At 48.6% G+C, this 12846-nt stretch carries 11 protein-coding genes and 1 riboswitch; of the genes, 4 read left to right on the forward strand and 7 right to left on the reverse strand.

Annotated features, from left to right (window positions below):
• Positions 1–252: 252 nt before the first annotated feature.
• Positions 253–1218, reverse strand: a complete 966-nt coding sequence (locus BN3003_RS17145) for a histone deacetylase family protein (RefSeq protein ID WP_058357832.1) — start codon at positions 1216–1218, stop codon at positions 253–255.
• A 223-nt stretch (positions 1219–1441) separates the two neighbouring features.
• On the opposite strand from BN3003_RS17145, the gene BN3003_RS17150 reads away from it, so the two are divergent.
• From BN3003_RS17150 to BN3003_RS17160, 3 genes are read left to right on the forward strand one after another with little or no spacing between them, the layout of a single operon-like run.
• A complete protein-coding gene (locus BN3003_RS17150) occupies positions 1442–2110 on the forward strand; it encodes a DsbA family oxidoreductase (RefSeq protein ID WP_159061487.1) in 669 nt (222 codons plus the stop codon).
• Between the two features lie 17 nt (positions 2111–2127).
• On the forward strand, positions 2128–3318 hold the full coding sequence (locus BN3003_RS17155; protein ID WP_058357834.1) for a YbfB/YjiJ family MFS transporter: 1191 nt from the start codon (positions 2128–2130) through the stop codon (positions 3316–3318).
• 39 nt (positions 3319–3357) lie between these two features.
• Entirely contained in the window at positions 3358–4104 is a 747-nt protein-coding gene (locus tag BN3003_RS17160) for a tyrosine-protein phosphatase (RefSeq protein ID WP_058357835.1), read from the forward strand.
• A gap of 81 nt (positions 4105–4185) precedes the next feature.
• On the opposite strand, the gene BN3003_RS17165 is transcribed toward BN3003_RS17160, so the two are convergent.
• The 3 genes from BN3003_RS17165 to BN3003_RS17175 form a co-directional block, all read right to left on the reverse strand.
• Complete coding sequence (locus BN3003_RS17165; protein ID WP_058357836.1) at positions 4186–4494, reverse strand: hypothetical protein; 309 nt, start codon at positions 4492–4494, stop codon at positions 4186–4188.
• A gap of 95 nt (positions 4495–4589) precedes the next feature.
• Positions 4590–4688: riboswitch (SAM-I-IV-variant riboswitch) on the reverse strand.
• A gap of 71 nt (positions 4689–4759) precedes the next feature.
• Positions 4760–5269, reverse strand: coding sequence for a hypothetical protein (locus BN3003_RS17170; RefSeq protein WP_058357837.1), 510 nt, complete (start codon positions 5267–5269; stop codon positions 4760–4762).
• 111 nt (positions 5270–5380) lie between these two features.
• A complete protein-coding gene (locus tag BN3003_RS17175) occupies positions 5381–7252 on the reverse strand; it encodes an esterase/lipase family protein (protein ID WP_199822607.1) in 1872 nt (623 codons plus the stop codon).
• Between the two features lie 153 nt (positions 7253–7405).
• On the opposite strand from BN3003_RS17175, the gene BN3003_RS17180 reads away from it, so the two are divergent.
• Positions 7406–7870, forward strand: coding sequence for a hypothetical protein (locus BN3003_RS17180; protein WP_058357839.1), 465 nt, complete (start codon positions 7406–7408; stop codon positions 7868–7870).
• A gap of 82 nt (positions 7871–7952) precedes the next feature.
• On the opposite strand, the gene BN3003_RS17185 is transcribed toward BN3003_RS17180, so the two are convergent.
• The 3 genes from BN3003_RS17185 to tkt form a co-directional block, all read right to left on the reverse strand.
• Positions 7953–8936 (reverse strand): DUF4349 domain-containing protein, encoded by a 984-nt coding sequence (locus BN3003_RS17185; protein WP_058357840.1) that lies wholly within the window; start codon positions 8934–8936, stop codon positions 7953–7955.
• Positions 8937–9105: 169 nt separating this feature from the next.
• Positions 9106–10689, reverse strand: coding sequence for an RNA-directed DNA polymerase (locus BN3003_RS17190; RefSeq protein ID WP_058357841.1), 1584 nt, complete (start codon positions 10687–10689; stop codon positions 9106–9108).
• An 89-nt stretch (positions 10690–10778) separates the two neighbouring features.
• Entirely contained in the window at positions 10779–12761 is a 1983-nt protein-coding gene (gene tkt / locus BN3003_RS17195; RefSeq protein WP_058357842.1) for a transketolase, read from the reverse strand.
• Between the last annotated feature and the right edge of the window lie 85 nt (positions 12762–12846).

Raw genomic sequence — 12846 nt, forward strand, 5'->3', positions numbered from 1 at the left:
TAGCCACGATAACGCCACGTATGACTACATTATGACTGGCTGCACGTGGCAATAAACAAGCAGCCTCTCGTTAAGTGTTACGCTGAACAATTTTTCATCTTCCACATTTGCCCATGCTCGTGCATCAAATCCATCTGCCCACTCACATCCATTCAGTACTCATGCGTTTATATCCAACACACATAATAAGCGGCCTGTAAATGATTTACAGGCCGCATATCTATCTTCTAATGACCAAACAGGTTTGTATCTTTAAGCATCGACCAATGCTTGCACATGCACGGCAACGCTGCGCGACAGTGGTGATAACTCATAGCCACCTTCCAATACCGACACAATGCGCCCATCGCACAAAGTGTGGGCCCATTTGACGATGCGTTCGGTAATCCATTTGTAATCGGCATCGACCAAGCCAAAATTGCCCATATCGTCTTCCAAATGGCCATCGAAACCGGCACTGATGAAGATGATTTGCGGCTGGAACGCTTCCAATTTGTAATGCCACAAATCGGCCACCACTTCGCGCACTTCTTCACCTTTGGTGCCCGATTTGAGCGGTGTGTTCACAATATTGGGATTGCTGCCTATGGCCTTGTCGCCACAATACGGAAAGAACGGGTGTTGGAACAGCGACAGCAACATCACCCGCTCGTCGTTTTTGAAAATTTCTTCGGTGCCATTGCCATGGTGCACATCAAAATCCAAGATGGCCACGCGCTCAATGCCGTATTCGGCAATGGCATGCATCGCACCGACGGCAATATTGTTAAAGAAGCAAAAACCCATCGCCTTGCGGGTTTCGGCATGGTGACCGGGTGGGCGTATGGCGCAAAACGCATTCGGCGCTTGTTTGCCCATCACCATGTCTACTGCTTTGACCACCGCCCCAGCAGCATGGCGCGCCGCTTCCAAAGTGCCCGAATTCATTGCCGTATCGGTGTCCACGCGGTAAGTGCCGACGCTCGGTTGTACCGATTCCAAGTATTCGATGTATTTGGGCGGATGCACGCGCGCCAATTGTGCTTCGCTCACCTCCGGTGCATCTACTTGGTTGAGAAAATCAAACACTTGCGCCGCCATCAATCTGTCTTTGATCGCCGCCAAACGCTCCGGCCCTTCTGGATGTCCTTCGCCCATATTGTGGCCCAAACAGGCGTTGTGGGTAATGTAAGCGGTCATGCCGCTGCCACACAAGGATTGTTGTATCTCTTGTATCATTTGCCACCCTCTCCTCAAAATTTCTCTCACATGCATATCTTTATTTTTGATGAATTAAAAAACAGATGTTGATGTGTGGCGTATGAATTTTTTATCGTTGTGAACCCATCATACCCTCGTTTCATGGGACTGAACAGAATGCGAGCGCCGTCCACACGACAAAGCAGACTGCCATTTCCACTCGAATATGGTATGTTGGCGCTTTACCTATTTGAGACACCCCATGAAAATCGAAATTTGGTCTGATTTTGTTTGCCCGTTTTGTTACATAGGCAAGGCCAATTTATTCCAAGCCTTGGCCGAATTGAACATCGACAATGCCGAAATCGTGTGGCGCAGCTTCGAGCTAGACCCAACTTACCCTGCCAACGAGCGCCACAATCATTACCAATTGCTGCAAGACAAATACCAATTGGACTTACAGGCCGCTATCGACAAATGCGCTCAATTGGCGCACATAGGCAGCAGTTGCGGCCTGAACATGAATTTTGAAACGGCGTATTACGGCAATACCTTCTTGGCACAGCAATTACAGCAATACGCGACCACGCTCTCGTCTGCCACCGCCACCCAAATCAATGAAGCCTTATTTCAAGCCTCGTTTGAACAAGGCCGTGATTTGCATCAGATCGATACCTTGGTCGACATCGCCCAAGAACAAGGCTTGGATGCAGACGCTGTGCGCACTGCTTTGAGCACCAATGCGTTTGCCACCCAAGTGCGCGTCGATGAAACCGCGGCACAAGAATTGAATGTCAGCGGTGTGCCTTTCTTTGGTTTTGATGGGCGTTTGGCTGTCGCAGGTGCACAATCAATTGACGCATTCAAAGAAGTCATTCAACACATTTTGCACCATGATGCATCTGACGATGCCAAGATGTTAAGACACTAAACCAACAGAAAGGCCATATGGGCAGTTACGCGTATCGCAGTGTCATCATCGCCAGTTTGAGCACTTTGCTGGCTTTGGGTTTGTTCCGATTTGCCTATTCTGCCTTATTGCCTTTGTTGATACAGGCCGCATGGTTCAGCGCCGACACCGCCGTGTATTTGAGCGTGGCCAATTTGTGTGGCTATTTAATCGGCGCTTTGGCGGCCAATCCCCTCAATCGCCGTTTCAGCCATAAAGCCATCATCATTGCCGCTGCTTTGCTCGGTAGCCTCAGCCTGTTTGCCTGTGCCATTGCTCACCTGCCCATCGCTTGGTATGTGTGGTGGCGCTTGCTCGCTGGCATAACTGGCGCATTGCTGATGGTATTGGCGCCCGCTTGGGCCTTGCGCCAAGTCCCTGTGGCCGCTAAAAATCGCGCCTCGGCCTTGGTATTCGCCGGCATAGGGCTGGGCGTGTTGCTGTCGGCATTTTTATTGCCTTACATGCCGCTCTTAGGTTTGAAACACACTTGGCTCATCATTGCGGCCTGTAGCCTGCTGCTCAGTACCAGCATCATTGTCTTGTTTCGCGGTTTGCCCAAACCAGCAAGCACCGCCACTCTACCCACCGCTACCGTATCTGCCAACACAGCTACACCCGCGTCGAAACCGGCTTACCACAGCGCCATCTTCATCATCTTGGCTTATGGCTGTTTTGGCATGGGCTATTTGCCGCATGCCTTGTTTTGGGTCGATTATTTGGCGCGGGAATTGGCTTGGAACTTACACGCGGTAGACACACAATGGTTGCTGTACGGGCTGGGTGCGGCGCTCGGCAATGGCTTGGGATTTGTGTTGGTGAAACAATGGGGATGGATGAAGGCCAACAGTTTGTGTTTTATCCTCTATGCAGCCGCCATCGCCTTGCCTTTATGCAGTCAAAATGCCAGCATCTTGGCCTTATCGTCTTTTGTGTGCGGCGCTTTGGTGCCTGTGATGGTCGCCATGAGTTCGGGCTGTTTGCTGGTATTATTGGGCAGCGACGCCCATCAGCGTTTTTGGGGATATGCCACCGCTTTTTTCAGCGTGTGCCAATTTGGCGGCGGCCTCATCATGAGCCATGTGTTGAGCAGCAGCGGTCAATACGCATATTTATTTATGCTCGGCGCCGCCTTATTGTTTGGTGGCGGCCTGCTCAGCTACCGCCCTTATTACTTACAAAAACACTGATACCAGCGGCCTGTAAACTGTTTATTATTGGAAATCGCCATGCAACAAACCCTCAATACTCCCTCGCGCCAACTGCCTTTACAAGCCTGTTTCAACAGCCGTGATTTGGGTGGCTTGCGCAACCGCGATGGCCGCAGCATCCAAACGCAACGCTTGCTGCGCGCCGACGATTTAAGCAGTTTGAGCCACGATGACAGCGTGTATTTGCAATCGCTGCCCTTGACCACCGTTATTGATTTTCGCTCTGAAATGGAACGGCAACACAAACCCGATATTTTGCCCGCCTCTTGCCAACGCCATCTGCATTTGGACATTTTAAGCGGCAATATGGAGGTATATTTACAGCAAATGAAGTCGGCCAGCGCCAATGCTCGTGACATCATGTTTGAAATCTACCATGACTTGGTGTTAAACCCGCTCAGCCTGTCCCAATACCGCCAATTCTTTGCCGAATTGCAGCAAGCGCAAACGGGCAGCCTGCTCTACCATTGCAGCGCCGGCAAAGACCGCACCGGCATCGCCACCGCGCTGATTTTAGAAGCCTTAAACGTCGACCGCGATACCATCATGCAAGACTATTTGCTGTCGAATCAATACCTCATCAGCAAATACAGCCATTTGTTTGAAGCCTATCCACACGCTTACGATTTTCTCACAGTGTCAGCCGACTTCCTGCAATACGCATGGGATTTGATTGCGCAACACCACGGTAGCAGTGAACGCTATTTGACGGCAGTCTTACACATTGATTTAGACGCGCTGCAAACACAGTATTTGCAGCCGTAAACAACGGTGAATGCGGCCTGTAAAGCCAAACCACCTTGTGCGCTGGCAACAAGGTGGTCAAAAGGCGATGCTGGGGAGTGTTTAAGCGGCGATTTGCGCGCGGTGTTGGCGCCACAAGGTTTGCGCATAAGCACGAATGTAAGCGACTTGCACGGTTTTTAAGGCGATGGCCGGTCGGTTTTGCAAGCATTGTGCATCGCTGACATACAATTGCCCAAAACGGCGGCTCACGTCATACCAAGCATGGTGGGCATAATGGTATTGGCCCAAATGCAATTGCTGGCTAGGCTGAGCAGGATTCACCCACCACACGCCGACGATGTCGGAACCTTCTACGGATTTGAACACCAGTTCACATTGGATTTCTGCAAGATAACAATGGCTTTGCATGATTTGATTCTCTCTTATTTAGCGTTTATACGGTCGCAAGTCAGTTAAATCACCGGACATAAAAAAACCTTCCGCGAGGAAGGTGGCAGTGTTCTCCATACTCGCTTGTTTGTTGGCCGGGCCAACCTCATCTTTTCTCCACCTTGCCCGAGCGGCAGGTTGGCATGGCATAAAGCCAAGTCGGGATGAATGCTTAGCATCATAATGCCTCGCGTTTTGTTTGTCAAAATTTCTCTTCGCACTGCAGCAATGATTGCCACATCAATCACTTAGCCGTGACTTGCGTGTCTTCTTTTTTCGCTTCCGCCAACGATTCGGGCTCCAATTCCTCGGCCGCACTGTTCAATTTCACAAACACGCCCCAGCCAGCCAATAACAGCGCTGTTGCCACCAACAAAGCCGCTGCATACAGCAATTGCTGCGGTTCTTTCTGCGCTTTAAAACTGGCAATCAAACCCTCTATGGTCAAGGCCACCACCAACATCACCAAGAAACGCGACAAAAAACGGCGGATGCGACTGGGGCCGCTGATGTGCACATCGCGGATGATTTCTTCTTCCAAGATGGTTTGTGAAATTTGCACCGACACAATCGCCGCTGCCAAAATGCCCAAGGCTTCCACCACATACACCACCGCGCTGCCAAGCGCAGTCTCGCCCCAAACCTTAAGCCCAGTTTGCGCCGCCAAATAAACCAATAGCAACGCCGCCAACAAGAACATCAGCGCGATGACGGCGTGAACCAGCATGTACACATGGTGTATGAATTTGGGCATGGTTTTTCTCCATAACAAACATCAAACTGCAATCACAGACACATGGCAATATTGCCTGTTACAAGTGGCCTGTAAAACCATCTTATCCATCTTACAGGCCGCATCTGTCCATCAATGCTGGTCCATGTCTTGGTGCAAGATGCGCCGAATTTCCAAGATGGCTTGCGGGTTTTCTTGCACGCTGTGACCTGAAACGATGATTTTCTCCGATTGTGCTCGGGGCAGATGTGCACTCAAATACGGCACCACCCCATCGCTGCTTTGGCTCAACTCGGTTTTGGCGTTGAATTTGGCGATAATCGAATGGTAAGGAATGCGCTCAGAAATCTTGATGTTTTGGCTGGCGATGATGAACGGGTCTTTTTCATCCAAATTGTCTATGCTGTTGGGCACCAATACCCCCCGTTGTTGCAAACGGGTGAGTTCGCGTTTGTTATTGGAAAACGCATCGGTCAAGGCTTGGTCCAGTGTTTTTAAAGTGCGAAATGGCAATCGCACCACTTTGCTGACCAATTTACCGACTTTGCCGCCGGCAACATGGGTGCCATTGTGGGGCGCGGCAATGAAGATGACACGGCCGATTTGCGGCACCGGTTGAAAATGCGCCAATTCCGCAATGCTGGCAGGAATTTGTTTCGTGCCCAAGGCCTCGGTCAGCCAAGGTTGCAAAGCGCCATTGTCATCGGAAATCATCATGCGGCTGATGACACCACCCATGCTGTGCCCCACCACCACCATGTCTTTGGAGGCATTATGGATGCCATTCGGGTCGAAATGGCGCAATGTATCGTTGACCGCATGGCGTATGGCCACATGATTCAAGGCTATCGGCATATTGGTCGGGTAATACACTTGCCAAATTTGGTAATGCTGCCGGATGCGCACATCGCCCATCAAATCATTGGCCATATTCACCCATGCTTCAGGGCTGCTGGCCAAGCCGTGTACCATCAGAATAATGCGCCGATTCGGGTCGTAAGGCTGCATCAAAAACACATGCGGCCGCTCTATGCCCCCCTCGCGACCAAACAGCGTTTTCAACGATTGCTGCGCAAAACCCGAATCCGCCAGCCACACCCCATATGCACCGGTAAAATTGGCCGCCAACGGCACAGTTTGCTGATTCACCGTCACCGTATCATGGCTAAACGGGTCTATGCCTTGTAACACCACATCATGGCTGCGCAACACCTCGTCCAAAGTCTTGCCTTTGAAATGAAGCAACACCGTAGCTGGTGCCGCATTCATCTCACTGAAGGTGCGCTGCCTGTCGGCCTCTTGATTCTGATTCACCACCGCCACCAGCTCTGCCCCAAAACCATCGCGTTGCGACACATTGCGCAGGCCTTGAAAACGCAATTGTGTCGCCGCAATCAATTGGTCAGGCAAGGTCACATTCTGTGGCAAATGCAATTGCCCCAAATCCGAGCTCAAAGTCCATGCTCCCAGTTTGACCACCCCATGGCGGCGGCTGGCCTCGATTTCGGCATTGGAATAGCGTTTGAAATTCTCATTCACATAAGTCTGTACCGCATAATTGTAATAATCGGCCACCTGCATTTGGCGGCTATCTAACACCCGCTGATTGACAGGCGTGCTGGCAAAAAACAAATACGCATAAGCATAGCGGGCGCTTTCGAGCAAAGCATTGTGATAAGCATCCACTTGATTGGCCTGTTTTTGCAATTGTTGGGCTTGGTACAGCCACAACTCCGACATGGCAGCCAAATAAGCCGGCGATTGTTGCTGCAATCCAATTTGTTCAATGGCGTCGATGCAGGAGTTGATTTGGTGTTCACACTCGCGCCGATTCTTGGCCACCACCCCGACCACTTCCATGGCCGAAGCACTCAGGTGTTTGTCGCTTAACACATCGGCACGTTTGGACATAATGTAGTCGCGCGTGTCTTGTGTTTTCAACGACACCATGGCACAGCTGCACAACACACTCACCCACACACACAGCAGCAAATTTTTCAACATCGCATCCATCCCCCCCAAAGTAAGCGAGAATCATCATAATAGAGTGTCAAGCCAACTGACAATCATTTCGTATGCGAATTCACTTACAGGCCGCTGAAACTGTCTGTATCAGCACCATTTGCTATACTGACACATTTATTGACCCTCGCCACCATGAGCCACACCGACCTCGCCATCCGCGACCAATTACTATCGCTGGACTTAACACTGTTTCGCCTCAGCGTGACCGCCGCAGCCAGTCAAAAACTGCCGCTTAAAATCCCGTTAAAGCCGATGAAAACCGTCGCCCATGCCATAGACAAGGTCAAATACCTGCGCTTTAGCCGCAGTAAAGGCTACCGCATCGGTTTAATCCCCTTAGAGCCCACCACATGGTGTGTCTTGCAAACTCATATCGCAGCCGAGCTGCCCGCGCTGTTGGCCAGCTTTGGTATCCATGTCGCCTATTGCAATGTGTTTTCCGCCAGCGAGCAACAGTGTTGGATCAGCACAGACGCCGCCTTGCTATTGCAAAACCATGCCGAACTCATCGCCGCCTTAAATACGGCCAACATCGCATGGCACATCTTGCCTTGTGACACAGGACTGGGTTTGTTGGCTGGGTTTCAATACGACTAGATTTTCTAAGCAAGTGAAACATCAAAAGCGGCCTGTAAAGATTGACAGGCCGCTTTGAATACTCTTATTGATTCATGCGGATTTATTCATCTGGTTGTTGTGGGTTTGCTGGATTTGTATTTCGCAGCACACGCCGTTTGGCGCAAAGCTTGCGCACACGCCGGTATGTCCACACGCCCACCAGCAACAACACCCACAGCGGCCACACCGCCAACAGCACCACCACCACATTCAAAACCCCGTTCCAACCCCATTGCAACGCTTGCAGCGCCTGTTCACCAAACGTGGTTTCCACCACCGGCACGGCCGCGCCCACATCGACATCGTCGTATTCACGGATAAGGTTGTTTTGCTGCATGGTAATCACGATGGTGCTGTAAGCCAAACGGTCTTGTACCTCCAATTGCAGCAAATGGCTGATGTCGTTTTGCTGCTTCACCGGCGCATCAGCAGGCACGATTTGCACTTGCGCCATTTTCTCGTGCAACAATTGCAATTCATAACGCTTGGCGTGGTATTGCTGCTGATTCATAAACTGCATCAGCGGCAGCAATTGGTTCATAAACTCCGCCGCCTGCGCACTGAGCACACGCACCGTCATCTGTGCATACGGGCGCACTTTTTCATACACGCGCAGCTTGCCCTTGCCCAAATCATGCACCCTGCGCTCTAGCGATTCAAACTGGATGTCTTTTTGCTCGATAAACCCGCCAGCATTTTGCGCCAGCTTCTCCACTTCCAAACCGGCGGCAATCACATCTTTGGCAGTAAAATCCACCTTGGCCTCCCGCACCATGCGCCGCGTCGCCTCAACTGGATTGTTCGTCTGGCCGATGATGGCTGCCGGCCGATTCTGTTCTACCGTTGCCACCGCTGGTTCTGATTCTGACTCAGGCGCGGCCGCCGCAACGCCATCCATGCTCTTGGCCACAGGCGCCGCAGACAACTCAGCTGCCGCAGGTGCCGACGCCGCCATCGTCTGCGCATGCTCCGCCGCTTGCTCAGGCGCTTTGCCACACGCCACCAACATCCCCGCACACAGCCACACCGCCACATACCGTTTCATCGCCCTCTCCTTATTGTTAGATGCTGCTGGATAGATTGCGAATTCAGTATGGCGATGCTTGATGCTAAGGCCGTGAAGTCACAGTGAAATTTGCAGATAAAAAAGCGGCCTGTAAATGGGTTACAGGCCGCTTTAAAATCATTTCTTTGAATGCTCTTCTTCTATTACTTCATTTTTCAACAATTTTTTTTAAAAACTCAGGTTTAACAAATGTAATATTATCTTTTTTAAGTTTTTTCCAATTATCTTTTAACAAACCTGTAGTTAAAACCTCAAAGCAGAAAATCCAATACTTATCCATTTCATTTTCAGCCTTGAGTTTTGCATACTCTTTGTATTTACCAAGTACACTTTTACCAACTCTATTTTTCTTATCATACAAATATCCGAGCAATAGCAATACTGCATCATTAGACTTTTCAATTTTTTCATAGTTATGGGTAGATAAACTCAAATCATAGCCAATTGCAAAATAAAGTGCATAACTTACAGCTTCATAGGTCTTTTTCTCTAAACCCATGTAATAAATATCATTAACAACCTCTTCAAGCTTTTGCTTTGAAATCTCTCTTTGAGTAAATACATATTCCTCTAATAATGGAATAAGATAAGGATAAATCAAAATCCAGTGGTGCAAGGTATCAATAAAGTATTCATTGGCTGAATCTGTAAGCTTTGTATATTGCAAAATTTTAATCACATAATTCAGTATTGCTGAATTCTTGTGTATCAACATTAAATTCACAGCAGTATCTAAAATTGCAGCTAATTGGGGATATGTGCATTCAACATCTTCATCCAAATTTTGGGTACAGAGATTTAACTCTCTAATCCAATTTTGCTTACTTACCAATGGTAATTTTAATATTTCAGTTTTTTTATGGTTTAAGCTTAATCCATATTTTTTCAATGCATCAGATAAATCTAATAAAAACCGTTCAGCTTCCTCATGACTTTTTGTATAACATGAATAATCATCAACATTACGGATAAATTTGTAATTTCGACTCAACTCATTATCAACTGCCACTAAAATAATTTCTGATAAGACACTCGATGCATGTGGCCCAATTAGAATGCCATGTGTCTCCCCTTGTTTTAAACTTGACGATAACTTATCAATATCATTGTGCCATTTACCGAATCGCTCTTGTTTCGCAATGTCTTTCCCCACTAATGACCATGAAAGTGCATGTGTATAGATACTTCCAAAACAATTAGAAATATCTGCATTAACAAGATAAGTACTACGAATTAAAAGCTTTGAAACTGGATTTCCATCCTCTTTAAAATCTTTATAATTCATTGAAAACAGATTATCTCTATGACCACTTTCAAGCCAATACCAACTTGTGCCTTCATAATCCAATTGAAATATTTTTTTGCTATTTTCTGATATTTTCCTAATATGGATTCGACTTATTTTATGAGTCCAATCTTTGGAATTTTCATAGAAATGTTGACACAAATTTTCCCAATTTTTGGATAAGCACTCACATAAATTAAAGTATGCAAACGGGTTAGGAATGCCTAAAACCCTAGGAATATTAATATTTCGCATACTTTCATATTCAAAAAAACCTGTTTCTTTTACTGCTGTAAAATTTAAATTACTACCAGATTCAATATGGTTATAAAAAGCCTCTGAAGATAAAAATGGTGGTAGTTTTTCAGGAAATAGGCCATAACCAACCAATCCTTTTAACAATTCATCCTTCGAAATCCTATTCATTTGTTCAGAGTATGTTTTCATAACTTTCAATTCCAAATAAAAAAGCAGCCTGTAAACACTTACAGGCCGCCTCTTTATACCATACAACTAAATAATACTAAATCAGTCTGTTACAATACCGATTTCACTGCATTGACCACGTTTTCAGTGGTGAAGCCAAACTCTTTGAACAGAATCTCGGCAGGGGCAGATTCGCCGAAGTGGTCTATGCCCACCACCGCGCCGTCTAAGCCCACGTATTTGCGCCAGAAGTCGGTCACACCGGCTTCTACGGCCACACGTGGCAAGCCTTTTGGCAATACTGAGGATTGGTAGGCTTTGTCTTGTGCGTCAAACACATTGGTACACGGCATAGACACCACATTCACGTGTATGCCTTGCTCGGCCAATGCCGCTTGCGCGTTCAAGGCCAATTCTACTTCTGAACCGGTAGCCAAAATCACCGCTTGCGCGTCGCCGGCGGCGGCTTGCAACACATAACCACCTTTGGCGATGTTGGCCACAGTCGCTTCGTCGCGTGCCACGAATAGCAGGTTTTGACGGCTGAAAATCAAGCATGCTGGGCTGGTTTTGGCTTTCACCGCTTCAGACCAAGCCACCAATGATTCGGCGGTATCGCATGGGCGCCAAACTTTCATGTTGGGAATCATACGCAAGGTGGCGATTTGCTCTACTGGTTGGTGGGTTGGGCCGTCTTCGCCCAAGCCAATCGAATCGTGGGTGTAAACAAACAAGGTGTTGGTTTTCATTAACGCGGCCATGCGCAAGGCATTGCGGGCGTATTCGCTGAACATCAAGAAAGTGCCGCCGAATGGGCGCACACCGCCGTGCAAATTCATGCCGTTCATGATGGCGCTCATGCCAAATTCGCGCACGCCGTAATGGATGTAATTACCGCCGTTGTCGCGCGTTACCGATACCGATGCTTTCCAGTCGGTCAAGTTAGATGGGGTCAAGTCGGCTGAGCCGCCCACCAATTCTGGCAACACAGCAGCCAACACTTCAATCGCGTTTTGGCTGGCTTTACGCGTGGCAATTTTTTCGGCTTTACTGCAAATGTCTTGCAATGCGGCCTGTATGTGCGCATCGAAGCCCTCTGGCAATTCGCCTTGTTGACGGCGTTCAAATTCGGCAGCCAATTCTGGGTATTGTTGTGAGTAGTTAAAGAACAACTCAGTCCAACCTTGTTCCAATTCCGCGCCGGCTTCTTTGGCATTCCAAGCGTCGTACACGTCTTGTGGCACTTCAAACGCGCCATAATTCCAGCCCAAAGCCTTGCGTGTGGCTTCGATTTCTTCGGCACCCAAAGGCGCACCGTGGGTTTTGTGGCTGCCTTCTTTGGTGGCCGCGCCTTTACCGATTAAGGTTTTGCAGCAAATCATCGATGGTTTGTCGGTGACTTGTTGCGCTTGTTCTATCGCCGCTTTAATTGCAGCTTGGTCGTGGCCGTCTACGCCACCAACCACATGCCAACCGTAGCTCTCGAAGCGTTCTGGCACGTTTTCGCTGAACCAGTTGTCGATTTTGCCATCGATGGAAATGTTGTTGTCGTCATACAAACAAATCAATTTGCCCAAGCCCAACGTGCCTGCCAATGAAGCCACTTCGTGCGAAATGCCTTCCATCAAACAGCCGTCGCCCAAGAACACATAAGTGTAGTGGTCAACAATTGGGAAACCGTCGCGGTTAAATTCTTTGGCCAATAAATACTCGGCCAATGCCATGCCCACAGCATTGGCAATGCCTTGACCCAATGGGCCAGTGGTGGTTTCCACGCCATCGGTATAGCCGTATTCAGGGTGACCTGGGGTTTTGCTGTGCCATTGGCGGAAGTTTTTCAAGTCCTCAATCGACACATTGTAGCCAGTCAAATGCAGCAAAGAGTAAATCAACATAGACGCGTGGCCGTTAGACAATACAAAACGGTCGCGGTTAACAAAGTGTGGATTGGCTGGATTGTGACGCAAGAATTGGTGCCACAACACTTCGGCCATGTCGGCCATGCCCATGGGCGCGCCAGGGTGACCTGAGTTGGCTTGTTGAACTGCGTCTGCAGATAAAAAACGAATGGCATTTGCCAATTGAGAAGTCATGTTGCGATAGCCTTATCAATAAAATAATCGGTGTGCGAAGAATGGCAGCCATTTTACCTGATAGTGGCGTCTGTCGACACCTCAA

Source organism: Vitreoscilla massiliensis (genome assembly GCF_001457815.1).
GTDB classification, from domain to species: Bacteria; Pseudomonadota; Gammaproteobacteria; order Burkholderiales; family Neisseriaceae; genus Vitreoscilla; species Vitreoscilla massiliensis.

What these genes read in the sequence shown, in the direction of transcription:
- BN3003_RS17160 (WP_058357835.1), top strand. Translation starts at nt 3,358, where the DNA reads ATGCAACAAACCCTCAATACTCCCTCGCGCCAACTGCCTTTACAAGCC.
- BN3003_RS17170 (WP_058357837.1), bottom strand. Translation starts at nt 5,269, where the DNA reads ATGCCCAAATTCATACACCATGTGTACATGCTGGTTCACGCCGTCATC.
- BN3003_RS17150 (WP_159061487.1), top strand. Translation starts at nt 1,442, where the DNA reads ATGAAAATCGAAATTTGGTCTGATTTTGTTTGCCCGTTTTGTTACATA.
- BN3003_RS17175 (WP_199822607.1), bottom strand. Translation starts at nt 7,252, where the DNA reads ATGTTGAAAAATTTGCTGCTGTGTGTGTGGGTGAGTGTGTTGTGCAGC.
- BN3003_RS17155 (WP_058357834.1), top strand. Translation starts at nt 2,128, where the DNA reads ATGGGCAGTTACGCGTATCGCAGTGTCATCATCGCCAGTTTGAGCACT.
- tkt (WP_058357842.1), bottom strand. Translation starts at nt 12,761, where the DNA reads ATGACTTCTCAATTGGCAAATGCCATTCGTTTTTTATCTGCAGACGCA.
- BN3003_RS17165 (WP_058357836.1), bottom strand. Translation starts at nt 4,494, where the DNA reads ATGCAAAGCCATTGTTATCTTGCAGAAATCCAATGTGAACTGGTGTTC.
- BN3003_RS17190 (WP_058357841.1), bottom strand. Translation starts at nt 10,689, where the DNA reads ATGAAAACATACTCTGAACAAATGAATAGGATTTCGAAGGATGAATTG.
- BN3003_RS17180 (WP_058357839.1), top strand. Translation starts at nt 7,406, where the DNA reads ATGAGCCACACCGACCTCGCCATCCGCGACCAATTACTATCGCTGGAC.
- BN3003_RS17145 (WP_058357832.1), bottom strand. Translation starts at nt 1,218, where the DNA reads ATGATACAAGAGATACAACAATCCTTGTGTGGCAGCGGCATGACCGCT.
- BN3003_RS17185 (WP_058357840.1), bottom strand. Translation starts at nt 8,936, where the DNA reads ATGAAACGGTATGTGGCGGTGTGGCTGTGTGCGGGGATGTTGGTGGCG.